Annotated in this window: 19 protein-coding genes; 6 read left to right on the top strand and 13 right to left on the bottom strand. The window is 62.0% G+C overall.

The features are described 5' to 3' along the window. The first annotated feature begins 45 nt into the window (after positions 1-45). Both CORGL_RS01900 and CORGL_RS01895 read left to right on the top strand, forming a co-directional pair. Positions 46-1830 carry an ABC transporter ATP-binding protein gene (locus CORGL_RS01900; RefSeq protein WP_013708233.1) on the top strand — a complete coding sequence of 595 codons (1785 nt, stop codon included), beginning with the start codon at positions 46-48 and terminating at the stop codon, positions 1828-1830. Then, positions 1823-3742 carry an ABC transporter ATP-binding protein gene (locus CORGL_RS01895; RefSeq protein ID WP_013708232.1) on the top strand — a complete coding sequence of 640 codons (1920 nt, stop codon included), beginning with the start codon at positions 1823-1825 and terminating at the stop codon, positions 3740-3742. Before CORGL_RS01900 ends, CORGL_RS01895 begins: the two co-directional genes overlap by 8 nt. 28 nt (positions 3743-3770) lie before the next feature. Here CORGL_RS01895 and CORGL_RS01890 read toward each other — a convergent pair whose 3' ends face one another. Together CORGL_RS01890 and CORGL_RS01885 are read right to left on the bottom strand one after the other, a co-directional pair. After that, positions 3771-5207: a sensor histidine kinase gene (locus CORGL_RS01890; protein WP_041738518.1), complete on the bottom strand. Its 1437-nt coding sequence runs from the start codon at positions 5205-5207 to the stop codon at positions 3771-3773. Further along, complete coding sequence (locus CORGL_RS01885) at positions 5197-5895, bottom strand: response regulator transcription factor (RefSeq protein WP_013708230.1); 699 nt, start codon at positions 5893-5895, stop codon at positions 5197-5199. Before CORGL_RS01885 ends, CORGL_RS01890 begins: the two co-directional genes overlap by 11 nt. A 309-nt stretch (positions 5896-6204) precedes the next feature. Between CORGL_RS01885 and CORGL_RS01880 the strand changes: the two genes are divergently transcribed. From CORGL_RS01880 to CORGL_RS01870, 3 genes are all read left to right on the top strand, one after another. After that, a complete protein-coding gene (locus CORGL_RS01880) occupies positions 6205-7563 on the top strand; it encodes a D-alanyl-D-alanine carboxypeptidase family protein (RefSeq protein ID WP_013708229.1) in 1359 nt (452 codons plus the stop codon). 147 nt (positions 7564-7710) lie between these two features. Continuing rightward, on the top strand, positions 7711-8718 hold the full coding sequence (locus tag CORGL_RS01875; RefSeq protein ID WP_013708228.1) for a LacI family DNA-binding transcriptional regulator: 1008 nt from the start codon (positions 7711-7713) through the stop codon (positions 8716-8718). A gap of 34 nt (positions 8719-8752) precedes the next feature. Then, a complete protein-coding gene (locus CORGL_RS01870) occupies positions 8753-9799 on the top strand; it encodes an aldose epimerase family protein (protein ID WP_013708227.1) in 1047 nt (348 codons plus the stop codon). A 94-nt stretch (positions 9800-9893) separates the two neighbouring features. On the opposite strand, the gene CORGL_RS01865 is transcribed toward CORGL_RS01870, so the two are convergent. The 7 genes from CORGL_RS01865 to CORGL_RS01835 form a co-directional block, all read right to left on the bottom strand. Next, entirely contained in the window at positions 9894-10595 is a 702-nt protein-coding gene (locus CORGL_RS01865) for an L-ribulose-5-phosphate 4-epimerase (protein ID WP_156789767.1), read from the bottom strand. Continuing rightward, positions 10592-12241 (bottom strand): xylulokinase, encoded by a 1650-nt coding sequence (locus tag CORGL_RS01860; RefSeq protein ID WP_013708225.1) that lies wholly within the window; start codon positions 12239-12241, stop codon positions 10592-10594. The genes CORGL_RS01865 and CORGL_RS01860 overlap by 4 nt, the downstream gene beginning before the upstream one ends. A gap of 71 nt (positions 12242-12312) precedes the next feature. Then, positions 12313-13809 carry an L-arabinose isomerase gene (gene araA, locus CORGL_RS01855; RefSeq protein ID WP_013708224.1) on the bottom strand — a complete coding sequence of 499 codons (1497 nt, stop codon included), beginning with the start codon at positions 13807-13809 and terminating at the stop codon, positions 12313-12315. A gap of 46 nt (positions 13810-13855) precedes the next feature. After that, on the bottom strand, positions 13856-14833 hold the full coding sequence (locus CORGL_RS01850; protein WP_013708223.1) for an ABC transporter permease: 978 nt from the start codon (positions 14831-14833) through the stop codon (positions 13856-13858). Between the two features lie 13 nt (positions 14834-14846). Then, positions 14847-16349 carry a sugar ABC transporter ATP-binding protein gene (locus CORGL_RS01845; RefSeq protein ID WP_013708222.1) on the bottom strand — a complete coding sequence of 501 codons (1503 nt, stop codon included), beginning with the start codon at positions 16347-16349 and terminating at the stop codon, positions 14847-14849. Between the two features lie 14 nt (positions 16350-16363). Continuing rightward, complete coding sequence (locus CORGL_RS01840) at positions 16364-17311, bottom strand: ABC transporter permease (protein WP_013708221.1); 948 nt, start codon at positions 17309-17311, stop codon at positions 16364-16366. Positions 17312-17419: 108 nt separating this feature from the next. Then, entirely contained in the window at positions 17420-18643 is a 1224-nt protein-coding gene (locus CORGL_RS01835) for a sugar ABC transporter substrate-binding protein (RefSeq protein WP_013708220.1), read from the bottom strand. 333 nt (positions 18644-18976) lie between these two features. On the opposite strand from CORGL_RS01835, the gene CORGL_RS09775 reads away from it, so the two are divergent. Continuing rightward, positions 18977-19114: a hypothetical protein gene (locus CORGL_RS09775; RefSeq protein ID WP_156789765.1), complete on the top strand. Its 138-nt coding sequence runs from the start codon at positions 18977-18979 to the stop codon at positions 19112-19114. A gap of 272 nt (positions 19115-19386) precedes the next feature. On the opposite strand, the gene CORGL_RS09305 is transcribed toward CORGL_RS09775, so the two are convergent. From CORGL_RS09305 to metG, 4 genes are all read right to left on the bottom strand, one after another. Next, a complete protein-coding gene (locus CORGL_RS09305) occupies positions 19387-19986 on the bottom strand; it encodes an AAA family ATPase (RefSeq protein ID WP_280985031.1) in 600 nt (199 codons plus the stop codon). Positions 19987-20243: 257 nt separating this feature from the next. Then, positions 20244-21302, bottom strand: coding sequence for a TatD family hydrolase (locus tag CORGL_RS01825; RefSeq protein WP_013708218.1), 1059 nt, complete (start codon positions 21300-21302; stop codon positions 20244-20246). Further along, positions 21299-22240, bottom strand: coding sequence for a 16S rRNA (adenine(1518)-N(6)/adenine(1519)-N(6))-dimethyltransferase RsmA (gene rsmA / locus CORGL_RS01820; protein ID WP_013708217.1), 942 nt, complete (start codon positions 22238-22240; stop codon positions 21299-21301). Before rsmA ends, CORGL_RS01825 begins: the two co-directional genes overlap by 4 nt. Next, on the bottom strand, positions 22237-23865 hold the full coding sequence (gene metG / locus CORGL_RS01815; RefSeq protein ID WP_013708216.1) for a methionine--tRNA ligase: 1629 nt from the start codon (positions 23863-23865) through the stop codon (positions 22237-22239). The genes rsmA and metG overlap by 4 nt, the downstream gene beginning before the upstream one ends. Positions 23866-23950 lie beyond the last annotated feature (85 nt).

Genomic DNA, 23950 nt, shown 5'->3' with positions numbered 1-23950 from the left:
ATCTGTTTGAACGACTCGACAATACCTTGTGAGGGGACCCCGCTTATGCGATGCTTCCTGCGCCTTTTGAAACCCTACCGTCTCGAATCCGTTGCCGTTCTGTGCGCTCTAGCGATCAATCTCGCGGGCGTTCTGCTGGTTCCGACATTTCTATCGGTCATGATAAACGCCGGTATCTCCACACGCGACCTCGACACCATCATGGAACAGGGCGCGCTGATGCTCGCCTCCGCCATCATCTCTGGGGCGGCGGCATTCGCATGCAACTATCTGTGCGCCGATCTCTCCTCGAAGATCGGTCGCGATATCCGCAACGCGGTATACGATCGCTCCCTCGAGTTCTCTGGCGGCGACTTCGAGGAATTCGGATGCGGGAGCATGATCACGCGAACTCTGGGGGACGTGAACGTGATCCAGATGGCGATCACCATGACGATACAGATGATGCTGCCGGTTCCGTTCGCCGCCGTGATCGGCATCGCATTGGCCATGCGCATAGACGCGTATCTGGGAACCCTGCTCGCCTGCTTCATCGTCGTCGTGGGCATCCTTGCCGTCTTGACCGCGAGCAGGGCCGCGCGCATCTTTCAGAAGCTGCAGGGTTTTGTCGATCGCATGAATGTGCGATTGCGCGAAAGCATCACCGGCGTGCGCGTCATCCGAGCCTTTGGCAAGGAGCGCGCCGAGCAGAGGAGTCTTGACGAGTCATTCATGACATTCGCCATGAGCGCCATTCGCGTGAACTGGCTGTTCGCGACGCTCGATTGCTCGACGTTTCTGATCATGAATCTGGCCGAGGTCGCTATCATCTGGGTCGGCGCCAACCGCGTGGGAGCGCACGCCATGCAGATCGCCTCGATCTCGGCGTGCGTGGAGTACGCGATGCTCATATTGTTCTTCATCATGATGGCTCAGATCACGGCGCTGACGCTGCCGCGCGCCCTCGTGTGCTTCAACCGGTGTCGCTCCGTCATCGAACACGATCTCTCCATTCGCGACAAGACGGGAGCAAAAACATGCGCGGAGCACGGCGATGAGCGCGCGATCGATACGGTGGCTCGATTCGTCGACGTCTCGTTCAGGTTCGCAGATGCGGACGAGGACACCCTCCACGAGCTCAACTTCAGCTGTCGGCGCACAACGACGACCGCTATCATCGGGCAGACGGGATCGGGCAAGTCGACCATAGCCAAGCTGCTGCTGCGATTGCACGAGATCACCGGGGGCAGCCTCCAGGTAAACGGCTGCGATGTGCGCGAGATGTCCCAGCACGAGCTTCGAGAGCATGTGTCCTACGTGCCGCAGAAGGCATGGCTCTTCTCCGGAACCATCGCAGACAACCTCCGATTGGGCCGACCGGATGCGACCGAGGCCGATATGTGGCATGCGCTCGAGGTTGCGCAGGCCGGCTTCGTGCACGAGTTGGATGGCGGGCTTGACGCGCCCGTCTCACAGGGAGGATCGAACCTCTCCGGCGGCCAGAGGCAGCGCATCTCGATCGCAAGAGCCCTTATCAAGCCGGCCGATCTCTATATCTTCGATGACTCGTTCTCCGCGCTCGATTTCAAGACCGACTCGGCGCTCAGAAGCGCGCTCGTGCCGGAGATGCGCACGGCGGCCGTGCTCATCATCGCACAGCGCATCAACACGATCCTGCACGCCGATCAGATCGTCGTGCTCGACGAGGGCAGGATCGCGGGCATAGGAGCGCATGACGATCTGATGAGAACCTGCGATACCTACCGTGAGATCGCCAACTCGCAGCTTCGTGCAAGCGAGATCGACGGCCTCGGGACGGGCGTGCGAAACGGAGTTGAGCGACATGATTGAACGACAGAAATCGCATGTCAGGAGAAACGCCGGCGCGAAGCTCGACGGGGCTGCCGCCGGCTCATCTGAGACGTCTCGCATCACGCAGGAAGATGAGCAGCTGATGCAATCTCAAAGCGCGAGGGACGCCGGTATCGAGATGCCCAGACACACCGGACTCGTCATACGCCGCATGTGGCGCGCATCCATCGGGGAGCACTGGCGCTTCGGCGTCGTACTCGTCTCGATCTGCCTGTATACGGTCATGTCGATCGCGGGTCCTGCCTACAGCGCCTATATGATCGATCTTCTTTGGCGCGAAATCCAGCAGGCGTTTCTCGAGGGCCGCTCGTTCACGATCGGCTGGAGCACCGGTTTGCGCGAAGTGATGGTCTATCTGTGCATCTGGACGCTCGCCTGGGCCTTTTACTCCATTCAGAGCTTCACGATGGCAAGCTTCGCGGAGCGGCTCAATCTGAAACTTCGCCACGGTCTCGCCGAGAAATTGAACCGTCTGCCGCTCGGCTTCTTCGATGAACGCAAACCCGGCGAGATCATCAGCCGGGCGACGAACGACCTCGACAAGGTCTCCGAGGTGCTTCAGCGCGGTCTGCTCACCTTGCTCACGGCTGTGGGGTCGGTCAGCGGTGCCCTCATCATGATGGTTCGCTACAATGTCTTGCTGGCCGGCATCTTTGTCGCATTCGCCGTCGCGGCGATGATTCTCACGAGATTCATCTCGAGGCGCACGCGCGTTCTCGCCGCTCGGCAGCAGGAGGCGATAGGCACTCTGAGCAGCAGCGTCGAAGAGGCGTACTCCGGTCGCACGGTTCTCAAGGCATTCAACTGCGAACAGGACAGCTCGGAGCGCATCCATGCCGCGACGCGACGCGTCGCCGCGATCGTGCGCAAGACGGACTTCATGACGAATGTCGCCGCGCCGATGGTGCGGTTCCTTTCGAGAATCGCCCAGGTCGTCCTTGCGGTTCTCGGAGTCGGAATGCTCGTCCGAGCGGAGCTCACCATCGGCACGCTTCAAGCGTTCTTCTATTATGTGAACATCGTCTCTGAGCCCCTGACGCAATTCTCCGTCACGGTCAACACGCTCCAGAGCGCGCTCGCCTCGGTCGAGCGCGTCTTCGAGATCCTCGACGAGGAGGAGATCGTGCCCGACCCGGCTCTCCCCGTCTCACCGCCCTCCCCCGTCACCGGGCGCATCGCTTTCGAGCACGTGCGGTTCGGCTACGATTCCTCCCGGCCGCTCATGCACGATGTGAGCTTCGTCGCCGAGCCGGGTCAGAAGGTCGCCATCGTGGGAGCCACCGGCGCGGGCAAGACGACTCTCATCAATCTGCTCATGCGATTCTACGAGATCGACGGCGGACGCATAACCCTGGATGGCATCGATACGAAAAGCATGTCCAGAGAGGCGCTGCGACTGAATTTCGGCATGGTCCTGCAGGACGCGTGGCTTCGCGAGGGAACCATCGCCGAGAACATCGCCTATGGCAGACCGGACGCCACACGCGATGAGATCGTGCAGGCTGCCAAGACCGCGCACGTCGATTTCCTCGTGCGCACCATGCCGCATGGCTATGATACGCGGATTGACAACGACGCCGAGACGATCAGCCAAGGCCAGCGGCAGCTGATCACCATCGCTCGCGTTCTGCTCGCAAATCCCGCGATCCTGATTCTGGATGAGGCCACCTCAAGTGTGGACACCAAGACGGAGAAGGCGATCGTGCGCGCGATGGAGCAGCTCACCTGCGGGCGCACGAGCTTCGTCATAGCACACCGCCTCTCTACGATCGTCGACTCCGATCTCATCCTCGTCATGGAGAACGGAACGATCGTGGAACAGGGCACCCATGATGCGCTGTTGCGCGCCGGCGGTCCCTATGCCGATCTCTACATGAGCCAGTTCGCATGATGGGACGGCGGGCAAAGCTCGCCGCATGCTACGCCGGCAGATCGATCGTGAAGACGGTGTGCTCGGGCGTCGACGCGCAGGCGATGGAGCCACCATGGGCGGTGACGATCTCTTTGGCGATGGCGAGGCCCAGGCCGGCTCCGCCCCGGTTGGTCGCGCGAGCTGCGTCCAGGCGGTAGAATTTCTCGAAGATGACCTTCAGCTTGGGTGCGGGGATCGGATCTCCGCTGTTCTCGATGCGAACGCGCACGCCGCCGCCCTCCCTGCGCTCAGCTGTGACGCTGATGGTCGAGCCCTCGTAGCTGTAGGCGATCGCGTTCTTCATGACGTTGTTGAAAACCCGTGCCATCTTGTCGCCGTCGATGAGCACGGTGAGTCCGCAGGGAACGTCGATCCTGGCGCTCTTGTCCTGCTCGGATAGTGCAGGATAGAACTCCTCGACGACCTGCGAAAGCATGAGATCGAGATCGACATATCCCCTTGTGAGCACGATGTCATGGAAGTCGAAGCGCGTGATGTCGAAGAACTCCTCGATGAGGGTATCCAGCCGATGCGCCTTCTCAAGGGCGATGCCGGTGAAGCGCGCGCGCTGCTCACCCGGCAGATCGGATGCCTCCTGCAACAGCGAGAGGTAGCCGACGACCGAGGCGAGCGGTGTCTTGAGATCGTGCGCCAGGTAGGTCACGAGATCGTCCTTGCGAGATGCCTCGTCCTTGAGCGCTTGGGCCGCGAGCCTCTCGCGTTCGCGGACGCGGCTGATCGCGGACTCGGTCTCAAGATAGTCTCCGTCCAGATCGCGCCATTCATCGGGGTGATTCACGAGCCGATCGATCATATGCCGCGCGATTGCGAAATCGGCGTCGGTCTGACCGCGCTCGAACCCGTAGTAGTACATGGAGCGTCCGATGAAAAACGCCCCGCAGACGGCGAGCGCCAGCAGAAAGCCGCAAAATGTGAAGAGGTAGTCGATGCTTATGATGCGGCCGGCGGTGTTGACCGCAAATATATCGCCTAACAAGATCACGGCGAGCCAGGCGCAGCCACCCAAGACGAGGCAGCGCCTCACGGTGAGGAAGCGATCGAGAAGAACGTAGCCACCGAACAGGAGAACGAAGAAGAGCATGAAATCTCGAAAACCCACGAGCACGAGCAGCAGCATGAACATGAGAAACGTCGCTATGATACGGCTGTTCACGACCCTGCGAAACATCGCGAGCGCCTCGTCCGCACGGTAGAGACCATCGGTTCGCTCGACATCATCGGGCTGCGTTCCGGCTGAACGAGGGCTTGTTGAACCATCATCCGGATCTCGTCTGGCCTCCTCGGCTTCCCGTGCCCCCCTCCCCTGAGATGCGGATGCGCCCGGCGCTTCGCGACCGGACTCGCCGGGCCTGTTCGGTAACCCGGTCGCCGGATTCACCGGGGCGTGCTCCGATCGCTTCAGCACCGATTCGTTAATCTTCAATGGTGTAGCCAACTCCCCATATATTCTTGATGAAGCGCGGATTCTGCGCGTCGTCGCCTATCTTCTCGCGGAGATGACGGATATGAACCATGACCGTGTTATTCGAGCTCGATAGGAACTTCTCGTCCCAGACCGCGCGAAACAGATCCTCTACGGGCACGACTCTGCCGCGATGTTCCGCCAGGTACAGAAGTATCGAGTACTCGAGCGGGGTGCACCGCACCTGTTTCTCATCGACTGTGACCGAACGAGCAGCCCTGTTGATGACGAGACCGTTTACCGAGATGATCGGCGACTCCTCGCCTGAATCGCGCGTTCCGTAGCTCGTATAGCGTCTGAGCTGCGCCTTCACGCGCGCAACGAGTTCAAGAGGCCGAAACGGCTTGACCACGTAGTCGTCTGCTCCCAATGAGAGCCCTTCGATCTTGTCGATCTGGGTGTCGCGCGCCGTGAGCATGATCACCGGATAGGTGCGATCGGCGCGGATGGTGCGGAGAAGCTCGAATCCGTCGATGTCGGGCAGCATGATGTCGAGCACAGCGAGGTCGAATTCCTGTGAGAAGATCGCTCGCGCGGCATCGCTGCCGCTGTAGCACAGCGTCACCTCGTAGCCCTCGTTCTCGAGGTAGATGCCGACTAGATCGGTTATCGTCTTCTCGTCGTCCACGACAAGGATATGCGTATCCACAGACTCTCCCCTCGACCGCATCGGTCGTTCTCGCAGATCTGCGAGGCGGTGCCCGCTCCCGCAGATAGCATGATTCCATTATGTATGAGCAAGCCGCCGGTTGTGAAATGCAACAGTGAGTTTAAGCCCGATTTAAGCCTGCTCGCCGCCCGATCGGCAAAGCGCGCAAAATGAGGGGTGCGCGCATTGGTGCGATTGAGGTATCAGGTGCGCATCGGCTCGGTAAAAAAGCTCTGCTCTGGTATGCTCGGATACGTTTTGCCCGTTGCGCATCAGCATTCATCCCCACGCCCGAAAGGTGGGTGAGTCGTGAACACATCGACCCGCGCGCGCCTCCGATCGCGCCTGCAGCGCCATGCATCCCGCCTCCTCATTGTGATCTGCGCCGTCTTGGCGCTGATTGTCTGCATGCCCGCGCGCGCTCACGCCGAGACGCGCGCCGACGACCTCGTCTGCGGCGAGAGCATCGCGCAGCGCGGACTCAAACAGCGGAATCGTCCCGATATCCAAGCCGGCCATGCCATCGTCATGGGAAGAGACGGCATCTGCTACTTCGAGCGCGACGCCGATGCGCAGGTGAAGATCGCCTCGATAACCAAGGTCATGACAGCGCTCGTCGCATTGAGTCACGGGAAGAAAAGCGAGACCATCGCTGTCGATCGGGCGGCGGCTACTGTCGGGGAGGCGTCCGCGCATCTCAGGGAAGGCGACGCGCTCTCACTCGAGGACGCGTTGCGCTGCTTGCTCATTCCCTCTGGAAACGATGCGGCACTCGCGATCGCGACCGCGATCGGCTCCGAGATCGATCCGACGAGTTCCGACCCGGATGGCGTGTTCGTCAACGCGATGAACGAGAAAGCGAAGCAGCTCGGATGCACGGGCACCAACTTCACGAACCCCCATGGTCTCGATATGGATCCCTGGGCCGGCGACATGCATTCGACGGCAAGAGATGTCGCGATCATGGTAGCGGCCGCCATGAGAGACGATACGTTCCGATCGATCGTGGGCACAGGCGCCGCGCGCGTCACCGTGAGATCAGCAGATGGCGCATCGCGAACACTCGAGCTCTCCGATGTCAATCAGATGCTCAACGCGCAGGGCAACATCGGGGTCAAGACGGGCACCACCGATGAGGCGGGCTACTGCTTCGCGGGGGCGTTCTCACGCGATGGCAACGAAGTCTACACGGTGGTGCTCGGCGCGAACACATCCCAACAGCGCTTCGACGATTCCGCGAGCCTTGCCACGTGGTATTACGCTCATGCGAAACGAAAACCCGCCGTGAGCACCGATCGGACGGGCGCCGGGGGCGAGGCGCTCATCGCGCGCGCCACCTGCACCGATTGGTCTGACAGAACCGTCGACGTGACAACGAAAGACGGTATCCCCGACGTCACCGTCTTCGATCTGGCGGACCCGATGAAGCAGCACGTCGAGCTCAAGGAATTCAAGGGTACCGTGCACCGGGGAGAGGACGCGGGCACCCTGACGCTCACGGAGGGCGGGAAGACCATGGCGACGATCAAGCTCGTCACCGCGCAGGAGAGCACGGGGCCGAACCCGGTTGAGTGGGCCCTTGTCCAGCTCGATCGATTCACGCGGATGCTCGAGGGCAAGCCATCCGCAGCTGAAAGCAGCGTGTTCGCGGTCGCACCCGGTTCGTGAGAGCTTCTCTGCGATGTTGGCGCAGCCCTCGCGGCCGTGCGCGGCCCGTGCCGTTCACCTATCGTTCGAGATTCACCTCGATTCGGCTCCTGTATGGTATACACTCGTACCAAACGTTTAGTTCAATTGAGACGCGCAGGTAACGCTATGTCCAAGGTCAGCATTCGTGAGATCAGTCGTCGGACGGGATTCTCGCCCGCTACGGTTTCCAATGCGCTCAACAACCGTCCCGGCGTCGGTTCGCAGAACGCCGCCGCCATCATCAGGACCGCGCGCGAACTCGGCTACTACTACGTCAAGAAACTCAAGCGCATCCAATTCGTCATCGCCAGACAATCCGGTCGCATGATCGACGAGGGCTCATTCCGGCTCGCGGTCATCAATGGCATCGAATGCGAGGCGAAGCGCCATGGTCTGTCAACTTCATATGTCACAATCGAACTCACGGATACCGTGAGTCGCCGCCGGCAGGCAACCTCGATCATCAGCGACACCGCCAGCGGTGTGATCCTGCTTGGCACGGAGATGCTCGAGAAGGACTATCAGCTGTTTTCAGGAACGAAGCAGCCGCTGGTCGTCGTCGATGGCAAAAGCGACAACATGTTCTTCGAGACGATCGTCTTCTCGAATGAGGGATCGGCCTATCACGCCGTGAATCATCTCATAAAGAACGGACATCGAAAGATCGGCTATCTGGCCGGGGGGCTGCGAATCCGCAACTTCCCTATTCGCGAGCGCGGTTATCGCCGGGCGCTCGAGGATGCCGGCATCCCGGTTCGCGACTGCTACAAGGTGCTTCTCGGCACGGAGAAGCCCGAGACCGCCGCCAACGACATGCTCGCTTGGCTCGATACGAATCCAGAGCTTCCGACGGCCTTCTTTGCGGACAACGACGCCCTTGCCGTCGGAGCCATGAGCGCTCTGGGGAACAAGGGCTACTCGGTGCCCGACGACATCTCGATGGTCGGCTTCGACGACGTCGAGTACGCCGCCATCGCCCGACCTCCGCTGACGACCATCCACGTCCCCAGGTTCGAGATCGGTCGCATGGCCGTCCAGAGGCTCATCGCGCAGACGGAGAGCCAGAAGCCCTTCACCTGCGTCACGCATGTCAGCACTTCACTTGTCGAGCGCGAAAGCGTGCGCTCGGTCTGATCTTGGTCCAGATCCCGCGAGAAAGGGAAGATCCATGGCAACGAAGATGTATCCATTCGGAACGACCTCTGACGGTCGCTCGGCGCACCTCTACGTGATATCGCACCGATCCGGCGTCATGGCAGCCATGACCGACCTCGGGGCGTGCCTCGTGTCGCTGCGCGTGCCCGACGCCCACGGTTCGCTCCCCGATATCGTGCTCGGTTATGACGGCGCGCGCGGCTACGAGGTGAACGACCCGGCGCTGGGCGCCGTGGTGGGCCGGTGCGCCAACCGGGTGGGCAACGCGACCTTCAAGCTTGAAGATCGCGTCTACGAGCTCGCCGACACCGGAGACGGCAACTGTCTTCACAGCGGTCCCGATGTCTACGCCCATCGCATCTGGGGTGCGCGCAAGGGCGATAACAAGCATTCGGTCACGTTCAGCCTGTTCAGCCCCGATGGGGATCAGGGATTTCCAGGAAACCTCGACATCTCGGTCACCTATTCGCTCACCGAATCCGGCGAGCTCTCGCTCAGCTACCATGCGACCCCCGACGCATCGACGATCGTGAACCTCACGAATCACAGCTACTTCAACCTGAACGGCCACGCCTCGGGCAGCGTGCTCGATCACGTGCTCACCCTCGTCTCCGATGAGTTCACCGATGCCGGACCCGACCTCGTTCCCACCGGCGAGTTTTTGCCGGTGGCCGACACACCGCTCGATTTCCGCTATCCTCGAAGACTCGGCGAGTGCATCGACGCGCCATTCGGACCGATCCGCGCCGCGGGCGGCTACGATCACAACTTCGTTCTCGCCAACCCGGGCGTGCAGCGCCATATCGCCCGACTCGAGGGCGATCGCTCGGGAATCGCCATGGATGTGTGGACCGATACGCCGGGCGTGCAGCTCTACACCGCGAACTTCCTCGATGACGAGCGCGGCAAGGATGGTGCGCTCTATGGGCGACGCGGGGGCGTATGCCTGGAGACGCAGCACTACCCCGACGCGATCAACCATCCCGAGTTCCCGCAGCCCGTCTACGGATCCGACAGACCGTTTCACTCGACCACGACGTTTCGCTTCTCCGCGGGCTGATGTCGCGGCGGGCGCACCTCATCTGGCGATTCGATGCGCCCGCCCTCGTTCAGACATGCTCCGATGAGTCTTCGCGATCGCGAAGACTCAGAATCTAGCGGCTCGCTTGGCCATAATACGCATGCGGACCATGCTTGCGCAGATAATGCTTGTCGAGCAGGTACCGTGGCGCAGGGGCGGCCTCCGCGCTGATCATCTCGGTATGAGCCGCCATCTTGGCGACCTCCTCGAGCACCACGGCGTGGTAGACGGCAGCTGCCGCATCGACGCCCCAGCTGAAGGGACCGTGGTTCCTCACGAGCGCGCCGGGCACAGCAACCGGATCGAGATCCGCGAATCCCTCGACGATCACCTCGCCGGTCTTCAGCTCATACGCCTGCTCGATCTCCTCTTCGGTGAGACCGCGCATGCAGGGCACCTCGCCGTAGAAGTAATCCGCCTGGGTCGTCCCGTAGCACGGGATCGCGCGGCCCGCCTGCGCCCAGGACACCGCCCAAGACGAATGCGTGTGCACGACGCCGCCGATTCGCTCTCCCCAGCTCCGGTAGAGCGCGGCGTGGGTGGGCGTGTCCGAAGAGGGATTGAGCTCGCCCTCCACGACAGCGCCATCGAGGTCGCAGACGACCAGATTCTCGACGGAGAGCTCCGCGTAGGACACCCCCGAAGGCTTGATGACGAACAGACCGCTCGCTGGATCGAATCCGGATGCGTTTCCCCATGTGAACGTCACCAGACCGTGCCTTGGCAGGTCCATGTTGGCCTCAAAGACCTGCTCCCTCAGCGACTTCAGCATCATTGCCCCTCAACTCCCTCGACATGCGCATGACCGGCTTCGTCCGCCCAGATGTCGTCGGCTTGGCACGCGATCGCGTTGACGCGTCTGAACAGATCGATAAAGGCATCATATCCCAAAACATCCTCGGGCACCGCCTCGACCGTGACGCTTCGCATGCCCTTGAACACATGATCCGACAAATACTCGCTCAAGCTCGATGTGGCCGCCCCCCTGAGCATATAGGCCGCCGCGATGGCAGCTCCCCAGGCGCCGCCCTCGCCCGCTGTCTCGAGCAGGCTGACCGGAGCGGCCATCGCGGCAGCGAGCAGACGCTGCGCGACGATCGGCGTCTTGAAGATCCCGCCATGGGCATAGAGCCGATCGATGGCGACGCGCTCCCTTCGCAGCGCATCGTTGCCGATTTTGAGGGCGCCGAAGGCGGCCATGATATGCATCCGCATGAAATTCTGAATCGTGAGCCGCGCACGCTCCCCGCGCGTGAGCAGCGGGCAACCCGTCGAGACGCCCATGATCGGCTCACCAGAGATGAATGGCATGCTCATGAGCCCGCCGGCATCCGCGTCGCCATCGAGCGCCGCGCGAAAGAGGGTCTCGTAGAGCTCTGGAGAATCCATGGAGATCCCCATGAGGTCGTTGTAGCTCTCAAACAGACCCATCCAAGCATTGATATCGGACGTGCAGTTGTTGCAGTGGACCATCGCGACCGGATCGCCCACGGGAGTCGTGACGATGTCGATCTCGTCGAGCATCGGATTCTTGAGAGGCTGCTCGAGCACGACCATGGAGAAGATCGAGGTCCCCGCCGAGACGTTTCCGGTGCGCGGCGCCACCGAGTTCGTCGCGATCATGCCGGTGCCCGCGTCACCCTCCGGTGGACACATAGGGCATGCGATCTCGAGATCGCCGGACGCATCCAACAGCTCGGCGCCATGAGCCGTGAGGTGGCCGGCGACCTGCCCGGCGATCATGACCTCGGGTAGCAGATCGATGATGCGAACACCTAGGGCCCGAACGGGCTCGAGGGCATCGAAGCGATCCGCCATCGAAGCATCGTAGGAGCGGGTGGAGCTGTCGATGGGGAACATACCCGATGCGTCACCGATGGAGAGCACTCGTCGGCCGCAGAGGCGCTCGTGCACGAACCCGGCCAGCGTCGTGAGGTGGTCAACCTGCGCGACATGCGGCTCCTCATCGAGGATCGCCTGATAGAGGTGGGCGACACTCCAGCGCTCGGGAATATGGAACCCGAAGACGCGCGTGAGCTCGCGCGCAGCGACCGTCGTCGTGGTGTTGCGCCAGGTGCGAAACGGGACCAGCGGCTCGCCATCCGATCCCAGCGCGAGATAGCCGTGCATCATGGCGGAGATGCCGAGCGCTGCGAGTCTTCTGAGGTCAACGCGGTAGCGTCGCGCCACATCCGCTTTGAGCGAGGCGAAGCAGGCGGCCAGACCCTCGAAGATCTCCTGTTCGCCATAGGTCCAATATCCTTGCTCGAATGAGTTCTCCCACTCGAATGCGCCGACCGCGACGGGAGCGTTATTCTCATCGTTGAGCTGCGCCTTGATGCGCGTCGATCCGAACTCGATACCGAGCGTCGCCGCCCCCCGCTCGATTTCGGCTGCGATCTCCTCTGTGGTCTTTACCATGTTCTTCCCTCCCTGATCGCGCACGCCGTGTCCCCGATCCGCGCGATCATCTGCCAAGCCCATCCGGGATCTCACCGAAAGCATACCTCGCCGAGCATGAGGTCGCGCCTGAGCCCCTCGATGGTCGTGTGCTCGTCGATGACGACCGCCTCGACGCCCATCTCAGCCGCCCAGTCGACCATCTGCTCGACCGTGAGGTCGAAGGAGAAGGCCGTATGGTGCGCGCCGCCCGCATACATCCAAGCCGTCGAGGCGACCTTGAGATTCGGGCGCGGCGTCCAGAACACGGTGCCGGTGGGCAGAAGCGGCATGGGCTCCTCGATGCGCTTGCAATCGACCGCATTGATGATGAGGCGGAAGCGGTCGCCGAGATCGATGAGGGATGTGGCGATCGCGGGCCCGGTCTTGCTCGTGAACACGAGCCGCGCCGGGTCCTCGCGCTCCCCCATGGACAGCGGGCACTCGCGGATGGAGACGGGGCCGTCCGCCACGCTCGGATCGACTTCGGCCATATGGGACTCGAGGATTCCCTCGCGACCGGCAACGAGGTTATACGTGTAGTCCTCCATGAGGGCGGAGCCCTTCGAGGCCGGGTCACCAGCGGTCATGATCTTCATGAGCCTGACCATGGCAGGGGTCTTCCAGTCGCCCTCCGGACCGAAGCCATAGCCCTTCTGCATGAGGCGCTGAACCGCCAGGGACGGCAGCTGCTTGAGCCCTCCCAGATCACCGAAGTGGTCCGAGAACGCATTGTAGCCGTGCTCGACCAAAAAGCGCTCGATGCCGATCTCCTGTGCCGCCTGCACCTCGACGTGCGCGCGGAACTCGGCCGGGTCGCGGCCGTCCAGAATGATCCCGTACGCGTCGTAGTACTCATCGGCGAGCGCGCTCGCCTCGGCGGGCGAGACGGCGTCCACATAGGGGACGAGTTCGTTGACCGGCCACGCGTCAACGGTCCAGCCGAACTTGACCTCCGCCTCGATCTTGTCGCCGTCGGTGACCGCGACGTTGCGCATCGTGTCGGCGAAGCGGGCGACGCGGATGTTTTTCGACTCGCATAGCCCGACGGCGACGCGCTGCCAGGCACCCAGCTCGGACAAGACCGCGGGATCCTTCCAGAACCCGAAGACCACCTTGCGGTTCTTGCGCATGCGAGCGAAGATGTGCCCGAACTCGCGCTCGCCGTGCGCCGCCTGATTCTCGTTCATGAAGTCCATGTCGATGGTGTCGTAGGGGATCTCCTCGTTGTACTGCGTCGCGAACTGGCACAGGGGCTTGCGCAGATCCCTCAGACCCAAGATGTAGGATTTCGACGGCGAGAACGTGTGAGCCCAGGTTATGATGCCCGCGCACTCCTCATCCGCGTCCGCCGCATGAAACGTCTGCTCGATGACGTCGGACGTGATGAGGGTCGGTTTGAGTTGGACCTCGAAGGGAATCGCCGCGGTCGCGTTGAGCGCGTCCACGACCTCGCGGGCGTGCTCGCGGACGTGTTCGAGCACCGTCTCGCCGTACAGATCCTGCGAGCAGGGGCAGAACCAGAATGTATGCCGTTTGATCTCGAGCATGCTCTCCTCCTTCAATGCGTACCGGATCCATCTCCGGACGCGATCGCTACTTGATGACTTGGTTGGCCGCCCGCTCGCTGAAGACGGCGACCATGATGACGAAGACCACACCGAGGATCAGCTGCTGAATCTCGGTGGTGAACCCCATCATGACCAGACCGCGCTGCAAGATGAGATAGCTCAGAACGCCGGTGACGACGTTCGAGAACCGCGCACGCGCGCCTCCGTTGATGGGCATTCCTCCCAGCACGAGCGCGATCAGGATCTGCGTCTCGAGCATGTTGCCCGAAGAGGACGTGACAGACCCCACCTTGACGGCGTTGATGAGCGCAGCGAAGCCGGTGATGCAGCCGGCGACCATGTAGATGATGATCTTGGTGCGCTGAACCCGGATTCCGGCGAAGCGGGCGCCCTTCTCGCCGGCGCCGATCGCCTTGAGGTTCGCGCCGAGCGCCGTGAAGCGCAGCACGAGGAAGGCGATGATGAGCACCGCGATCGTGACGCCCATGAGCAGCGGCGTGTTCATGGCGAACGCCGTCACCTCAGGAGAGGCATAGACCGGCGAGGTGGTGGTGACGTAGGCGATCACACCGCGGAGCAGGAACATCATGCAGATCGTCACGACGAAGGACGGCACCTGGCCCTTCACCGCGAACAGAGCGTTCACGAGCCCGATCAGCGCACCTGTGAGAATGCCTCCCAGAATAGCGACGGGCAGGCTCACATGCGATAGGTAGCACACCACAGCGCAGCACAGACCGAGCATCGAGCCCTGGGAGAAGTCCAAGCAGCCCATGCTCATGATCATATAGACGCCGACGGTGGCGATCATGGTGGTGTAACCGCCCGACAGGATCAACGTGAGATTTCTCGCCGTGACGAGTCTGCCATTCGTCGCGACGGCGAAGAAGGCCAGAATGGCCGCGAAACTCAGGATGGGAAGAAACTCCCTGATGCGTCCCCAGGGGAATCTGCTGGCGGCCGGTGCCGTCGCGCCTTGGGTGGTTCCGGATGCTATCGTCATCTGTATCGCCTCCTCAAATCATCTTGGCGATGACGTCGCGCTCGGTCAGATCGGGACTGCGCAGCAGCTGACCGGCTATTTTTCCATCTTTCATGACCAGGATCCTGTCGCACATGCCGATGAGCTCCATGATCTCCTCGGAGATGATGAGCGTCGCCTTGTTCTGATTGCGCATCTCCTCGAGCAGAGCGTAGATATCTGCCTTGACTTTGATATCGATGCCGCGCGTCGGGCTGTCGAGTATGAGAATGCTCGACTCCTTGCCGAGCCAGCGCGCCAGCACGACCTTCTGCTTGTTGCCGCCGGACAGCGCTGAGACGTACTGGTTGACATCGACCATCTTGACGCTCATGACCTCGGCGTATTTTCTGGCGAACTTCTTGAGCCTCTTGTTGCTCAGGATGCGTCCCATGTCGCGCATCGAGGGAAGGGCGATGTTATCTTGGATCGTATCGTTGACCAGCAGGCTCTCCTCATCGCGATTCTTCGAGGCGTAGGCCATGGAATGGTTGATCGCGGTGTTGATATCGTCGATTTGCGTGCCGTCGCCGAGTCTCACCTCGCCGGTGCGACCGTATGATGCACCGAAGATCGCCTTGCCCAGCTCATGCATGCCGCACTCGGACAGCCCGCCGATGCCCAGGATCTCGCCTTTGCTGAGATACAGCGAGACGTCGTCGAGCTCGCCGGGAACCGAGACGTTCTCCACGAACACCGCGACCTCGCCGGGCGGCTCGGTGGCGTAATCCGGATAGTCGGTTCGGTAGTAGTGCTCGTCCATCTCGCGCCCCACCATGAGCGTCTTGAGCGAGTCCTCGGTCATATCAGCCGCGGCGACGGTCTTCACATAGACGCCGTCGCGTAGCACCGAGATGCGATCGGACATCGCGAGCACCTCAGGCATGTCATGGGAGATGAAGATGACGCAGTGGCCCTGTGCGCGCACATGCCGCATGACCTCGAACAGCTCTTCGCGACCGGCCTGCGACAACGCCGTGGTCGTCTCATCGACGACGAGCACCTTCGGTTCGAACCACGTCGCCCTCAGGATCTCGACGAGCTTCCTGTCCTCGAAGTTGTAGTTGTCGATCGGCTGGCCCGCGCGGATGCGATCCAACCCGAAGCCGTCGAGCAGCTCCTGCGCCTTGCGCATCAGCGCGGCGGTGTCCTTGATGCCATTGTGCATGAACCGTCCCTCATCGCCCAGAAACATGTTCTCGGCGACTGTGAGACCGGACAGCGTGCCCGCCTCCTGCACGATGACGGCGATACCCAGATGGTTCGCGTCGACCTGGTTTTTCGGTGCGACCCGTTTGCCCTCGAGGGTGAACGTACCTGCGCCGATCGGCAGAATGCCGGTGAGCATGTTCGTGAACGTCGACTTGCCCGAGCCGTTCTCACCGATGAGCGCATGGATCTCTCCGGCATTGAAGTCAAGGGACACGTGATCGACCGCATGCGTGGGACCGAATGACTTGTCGATGCCCTCGGCCCGCAGCAGCATCTGTGCTTCCATGATTTGCCCCTCCCTCATTTGACGACCGCGCCGCGGACGCGCTTGACCGTCAGGACGACGATGACGAGCAGCGTGAGACCGGTGACGACGTTGTTGACGGTCGTGGGCATCCCGAGCGCGATGAAACCCGCGAACAGCATCGATATGATGAACTCGCCGATCACGATCGCGATGACGGGATGTCCGTACTTGCGAAACGCGATACCGAAGAACGTTCCCATGAGCGGCGTGAAGTTGAGCGATTGCGAGAGCATGCCGGTCATAGGCGTCTGCGCCGTGCCGTATCCGATGTAGAGCACCGCCATGATCCCGACAAACGTCGAGCACAAGACGAATGCGAAGAACTTGTAGAGGTCGACGTTGACACCCATGTTCTTCGCTGTCAGCTCCCCTGATCCGATAGCGGTGGCATAGGTCCCCATCTTCGTGTACTTCAAGATAAAACCGCAGAGCGCACATGCGACGATGGCGAGTATCACATTGGCCGGATAGGAACCGAACATGTTGTACGCTGCGGGAAGACGCGTTCCGGCCCAGTCGGCAGCGAACACGCTCCAGCTCTCATATATCAGCGAGAGACCGACCGTGACGATGAGCGAAGGGATGCGCAACTTCGTGTATGCGAGCCCGTTGAAGATGCCGAGCAGGGCGCCGCAGAGGATGGGGGCGACGACGAGCCCCGGATAGCCGAACGACTGAGCCGCTCCGATGGACAGCAGACACGAGAGCACGAGCACCGATCCGATCGAGAAATCCCAAAGACCCATGACGACGATGAAATACAGTCCGCAGCCGCCGACCGCGTAGATGATCGCGCTCTGCAGATAGGTCATGACCTGATCGGGCGAGCCGAACGTCTCGGGCCGTGCGATCTTGAACACCACCCAGCACAGCACCGTGACGACCACGAGAAATCCCGTGCCGAACCATGGGCTGCGACGAAGCTTCGCGATTGCTTCCATCCACCTCTCCTTCCGTTGGAACGCATACAAACCGCCTGAGACCGAGAAGAACGGGGGGCGAGTCGTCTATCGTGGACTCGCCCCCCGATACCGGTCTCCCGCGATGCCTTATTTCTTGTGACGCTTCTTCACGTCCTCGATGGACAGCGACGTCGCGGCCTTGTTCAGATCGTCGAAGTCCTTCTTCGCAAGGTCCTTGATCTCATCATCGGAGTAGGGCTGATCGTCGACGAAGTACTTCTCGTAGTCCTCGTACTCGGCGACCGAGGACACGAAGATATAGGGGAACTTGATCTCGTGGCCGAAATCACCCTGTTTTGGCTTGTAGTCCTCGTTGCCCTTGATGGCGTTGTACACCATGAGCAGCGAGAAGAGCGGGTCGCAGAAGTGGCCTCCGGACTCGCAGTACATCCCGCCGGACTTGAGCTGGTCCTTAAGATCGTCGAGGAAGTCGGTCGAGGCGACGCGGATCTTGCCGGTCATGTCCATGTTGGCGAGCTGGCCGATGGAGCCCACAAGCGGGTCTCCGCCGCCACCGGCGATGATGAGCGCGTCCATATCGGGATTGTTGTTCACGAACTGCTGGGTGACCTGGGAGCCCTTCGCCGAGGAGGTGTCAGCGTAGACCGGATCGGTGAGCGTCGCCTTGTCATCGGCATGAGCCTTGTTCCATGTCTCCACGCCGGACTTGTAGCCCTTCCAGCGCTCTTGGAACGTGGCGTCGCCGACCGTCCATCCCTCGAGACAGATCTTGCGGGCGCCCTTCTGCAGGCTTGCCGGCGCGTCCGGGTTGTCCTTTGTGAGCAACTCGATCAGGCGCTCGCCGTTGCCGACCTCGTCTTCGTGGACGGCACCGACGTAGAACTTCGAGTTCTGCGCCACCTTGTAGACATCCGGACTGTTGTCCTTGTTGATCATGCGGTAGAACTGGGCGAGATAGACCTCGTTCTGATCGCACGTGTTGATGCAGGCCTGCATCTCGGAGTCCGCCGAGTTGCACAAGACGATGCCCTGGCAGCCGCCGGCGCACAGCGTCTCGACGGACTGAGTGACCTGCTCTGAGACATGCCCCTGGTCGACATACTGCAGCTCGACATTCAGGATACCAGCCGCGTTGTCGAGGACCTTCTTCGAAAGCGAGCCCAAGGCGTCGGTGGAACTCCAGATCGATACGCCGATCTTGATCTTGTCACCGGAGTCGCCGCCCGCACTGCTGCCCGCACCGCCTGCGCCACCGCCGTTGCACGCGGCAAGGCCACCGACCAGACCGAGGCCGGCGACAGCGCACATACCTTTCAAGAGCCCTCTACGTGAGATGTTGATAGTTTGCATGAAATCTCCCTTCGTCCCTGTGGCAATCACGACCCCTCGACCTCTCCGCATCGTCATGTGCTATAGACACCACGATCGCGGAGACGGCTTCGAGCAGCCGCACATCGCCCGAGCATGTGCCCGCGCGATGCGAATACCGAACCGAATCGCTTCAGGCCCCTCAGATTGAAAACCGCGCTGCACAAGGTCTGAACTTGAACCGAGCATGAACTAAACAGTTCCTTTTTTGTTTAGTATTTTTGTTCACAATTCATATGAACACTTTCAGGATATGCGTGTCTAGGATTCGATCTTCTAACGGTAGAAAATCGACAATGAACGGTCTATTCCGCCATGATTGAATCCGAATCATCATCCGTCATTTGTTTTGATCTTCAACTGAACAGCAAGGTCTTGACCGAAGCCGATTTCGCGATGCCGGCCCCCTTCGTCGTGCGTCCTTGGACGCTCGTGGAAACCGCCGAGAGCTGAGGAGCTAGTCCTCGAGAAACCATCTTCAAGCGGGGATCAAGCGAATCGTTCCCGATGGCACGGCGATTCTGTCCTGCTCATCTCTGGTGATGAGCACTCCCTCGTTCAGCCCCGATCTCGACATCGCACGCTCAAGGTTGCCCACCTCGCTGCGATACTTCCTGGAGAGCTCCTCTTCGCCGGCCGAAGCTCCGGAATGGAGAGCGACCTGAATCAGCCGATACTGCCCTCGAGGGCCCCATCGCCTACCACGAAATCGACCTCGGGGCAATTCATCGCACTGTAGCTTGCGATCGCTGTCTCTCGATTCGCTCCGTAGCGGCGCGAAGCTGCATGCGTTCGAGAGGCGGAAGCGCCTGACCTGCCGGAACCCCCCCCCCCCCGCACACCAGGTAGCCGTCGAACGCCTTCTCGAAGATCTCATGCTCACGCCTCGTGTACGTCTCTGAGAAACGGGGCGGTTCGATATCGTGGAAGGAGCAGTACTCTTTGAAGCTCAGCGGCCACATCTCACGCGCGAGCGAGCGTCCTCGAAAGACGCTCGGGATATCGGAGGACGGCAGCCTCGAGGACGACCCCCTAAGAACGATCGACACCCGATGCTGCTCTGCGATGCGCCGAATGAACGAGCTCCACCGGGGGAGATCCTGAATCTCATCGAACAAGAGGTAGCAGCCCTCTGTCGCCTGCGGCACAAGGTTGTAATAGGCGTCGAGCAGATCCTGAGCCGTGCTGTCCCGATAGGGCATGATACGCTCGTCATCGAACAAAAAGGAGACTATCAATTCGCGGGGACCCCGCTTCGATGAGCTTGCGCATGGTCTGAAACATGAAGAACGTCTTACCGCACCGGCGGACGCCCGTAATAGCATAGATGAGGTTGTGCTGCTTCGGTCGGGCAGCTCCAGCGACCCGGCCTCGCGTTCGACGAGGTCGAAAAGGTCGTGCTCCAGATACTCGGCAACGAGCGACTCAAACATGAGGCCCCAATCTTCTCCGGCTTTCGAAGAAGATTCCCATCATCCATGGCTCAGGTGCGCCACCGAACGCCAGCGGCGGCCGCCGTCGACAACGAGGTCGCACGGAGGGGCCCCGCTTCACGCTGTTTTCCTCGGCCGACCGAGGCGGATCAGCCGAACAGGCGCACCGCGTTGCTCCAGGCGGCGCGGGCGATGGCGTGCGGATCCTCGCCGGTGCGCTCGGCGCGGTCGCGCGCGAGGGCGTCAGCCGTGAAGGCGATCATCGCCGGCTCGCACGGAATGCCGCGCACGGGCTCGGGAGCAAGATAGGGAGCATCGGTCTCGAACAGAATGCGACTCAGCGGGCAGGCGGCGAATGCATCGCGAATCTCCCCGTTGCGCTTGAAGGTCGCCGCCCCGCCGAACGCGATCAAACAGCCGGCTTCCAGGAACCGCTCCATGGTGGTGCGATCCTCGGTGAAGCAGTGCACGACGCATCCGGGCTCGGGGACGCCCACCTCGAAGAGCACTCGCAGCGCGTCCTCGTGCGAGCGCCGACGCTCATCGCCCGCCTCATGCCTCAGATGCAGCTCGACGGGGACCCGCTCATTGCGCGCGAGCTCGAGTTGACCGGCGAAGGCCGCGAGCTGCACGCTGCGCGGCGCGCTCGACGCGTCGTCGAGATGATAGTCCAGACCGATCTCGCCGACGCCGAGGCAGCGCGGATCGGCCAACTCAGCCCTCATCTCGCGCATCACCGCATCTGACACGCCGGCCGCGCCGTAGGGGTGCACGCCGATCAGATAACCGACCCGGTCGAACAGCTGCGCGGGTTCCCCGAGAGTCGAAGCCGCGACGATACCGGAGGGGTCGGCGGACGCGTCCCTCGGGGAACCCGGTCCGCGCAGAAGCGCTGCCGAGACGGCGATCCACTCATCGAGACGCGTGCGAAACTCCCCCGGATCGACCTTGTCGCAGACCGGATCGAGCAGGGTCACAAGCAGACGCACCCCCGCCAGCGCGGCGCGCGTCAAGGCGGCGGCGGCATCTCCGCCGGCCACACCCAGCAGATGAGTATGAGTGTCCGCCAAGGGCGCGAGAGCCGCGGGAGCAACATGTTCGCGATGCCTGCGCGCGAAGACCGGCCGCAGACGCGCCCGCAGCGCCTCCTCGTCCAGTTCGGACCGCTCGCTGCCTTCGATAGTCCCCATGTCGTCGAGCAGCGTCATCGCTCAGTCGCCTCCGCTCCGGCATCCATCCGCGCCGCAGCGCCGCACGCGGCGAGCGCGCAGGTCAGCCGGATGAAATCATCGGTGTCGAGAGCTTCGGCGCGAATCGACGGTGCGATACGCGATGCGCCGAGCGCCTCATCGAGCATCTCGCGATCGAATCCGCGTGCGGTCATGGAGTTGCGAATCGTCTTGCGCCGCTGTGCGAACGCGGCGTCGATGACGGAGGCGACCTGCGCGGGGGCGACCGCACCGGTGCCGGCGGACGCGCCTGCGAGACAAGGTCCGAGGCGCTCGCCCGCGCGATGCGCGCGCTCGATCCTGACGACGGAGGATTCCACGCGCGGCGGCGGCATGAATGATAGCCGGCTGACCTCGAAGCGATCGGTGAGCTCGCCGATCAGGCGCAGCTTGGCTGTATAGGCGCCATAGGATTTTGTGCCCGGCTGCGCGGCGATCCGATCGGCGACCTCTTTTTGCACCATGACGACGGCGCTCTCGAGCGAATCCATGTGCTCGAGATAATCGAGGATGATCGTCGCTGCGGCGTTGTAGGGCAGGTTCGCGACGAGCATCGTCGGCGCGCCGCCGGCCTCCGCAGCGATCGCCCGAAATCCGACTCTGAGCGCATCTCCTATGATGTAGGAGAGGTCGGGATGGTCGGCGACGTGCATGGCGAGCACGGGCTCCAAGGCCGGATCCATCTCGATCGCGACCACCCGGGCGACTCTGGGAAGCAAGGCCAGCGTGAGCGTGCCGATACCCGGTCCGACCTCCACCACGCGCGCGTTCGCATCAAGTTCAGCCAAGCGCACGATCCGCTCGACAACGTGATCATCGATGAGAAAGTGCTGACCCAGACGATGCTTCGTCGTCAGACCGAATTCATCGAGCAGCTCCCGGGTCGCGGTCGGACTCGCGAGGGGCGAACACCTCATCGGGTCTCGTCGTCAAGCCGAGGAAACAGCGCGGTGCCCTTCTCGACGGGGGTGCCGCCCGCAAACCCACCCCATATGCAGTCCCGTGCCAGGTCAGCGGTCGAGCCGGTCGGCAGCGAGAGACGCCGGCGCACCTCGGCGGAGATAGCCGGCATGAACGGATCGTAGAGCGCCGCCGCGATGCGAATGACCTCGAGCAGGCTCCATATCACATGCGAGAGCTCGGCAGCGCGTGCCGGATCGGTCGCAAGCGCCCAAGGCGCGGTGTCCTCGATGTAGCGATTGGCCGCCGAGACGACAGCGAGCACCTCGCCGAGCGCCCGGCCGTACTCGACCTCCTCCATATGCGACGCATAGCGCTCATAGATTCCCTCGCACGCATCTTTGAGCGCGGAGGGGGCCTCGAAATCCTGCGGGCGCGCGGGCGAGCCTCCAGCGAAGTACTTCGCCGACATGCTCAGCGCGCGCGACACGAGGTTGCCCCAGCTATTGGCGAGATCGGCGTTGTAGACCTGGCGCATGCGACCCCATGAGATGGGAGCATCGGTACCGTGCGCGACGTCTCCCATGAAGTAATAGCGGTACGCATCGACACCGAGCAGCTCGATGACCTCTTCAGGGGAGATCGCGTTGCCACGCGATTTGCTCATCTTCTCCGCGCCACCGGTCTGCTCGTTTCTCACCGTGAGAAAACCATGGACGAACACGCGCTCGGGCAGGGGCAGTCCGGCTGCCATGAGCAGCGCCGGCCAGATGACGCAGTGGAATCGAATGATGTCCTTGCCTACGACATGCATCTGCGCGGGCCAGCGATATGCCAGCTCCGCAGCCTCTTCATCGCCGCCGCGCCCGTAGCCGACAGCGGTCAGGTAGTTGATGAGCGCATCGACCCACACATAGGCGACGTGCTCGGGATCGAATGGGAGCGGAACGCCCCAATCGAACGTCGAACGCGAGATGGACAGGTCCTTGAGGCCGCCGCGCACAAACGAGATGACCTCGTTGCGACGGGTCTCGGGTTGGATGAACTCGGGATGAGCCTCGTAGAGATCGAGCAGCGGCTGCTGGAACTCGGAGAGCTTGAAAAACCAGCTCTCCTCCTCGATGCGCTGAAGGGGCCGATCGCAGTCGGGGCACATCGGTGCAGCCGGGTCGCATTCGCATGCACCGTCAGCGGATAGCGCCTCTTGATGATGGCGCACCTGCGTCTCGGTGAAGTAGGTCTCATCGGGCACGCAGTACCATCCGTCGTAGGCGTCCTTGTAGATGAATCCCCGATCCCGCAGGATCTGGAGGAGCTTCTGCACGCCGCGCACATGGCGCTGCTCGGTCGTGCGGATGAAATCGTCATTTGATATCTCGAGGGCGGCCCACATGTCTCGGAAGGCCGGCTCCATGCAGTCGCACCACCGCTGCGGTGTGACGCCGTGGGCGATCGCTGCCTCGCTGACCTTCTCGCCGTGCTCGTCCATGCCGGTCAGGAATTTGACATCGGCGCCGCTGGCTCGCTTGAAGCGCGCCATGACATCGGCCAGCATCGTGGCGTAGGCAGTCCCCAAGTGGGGTCGAGCGTTCACATAATAGATCGGGGTCGTGATGTAGAAAGAGGGCTGTATGTGATCCATGATGAGGAGATCTCTCCTTGTCCGGGAGTCGTCGATGTCGCCTGCAGCGCGCCGAGGAGACGGCTCACCGCAACTACCATGCTAT

The organism is Coriobacterium glomerans PW2, from assembly GCF_000195315.1.
In the GTDB taxonomy this organism is placed as follows: domain Bacteria; phylum Actinomycetota; class Coriobacteriia; order Coriobacteriales; family Coriobacteriaceae; genus Coriobacterium; species Coriobacterium glomerans.
This window is presented reverse-complemented; position numbering and strand designations above follow the sequence as displayed.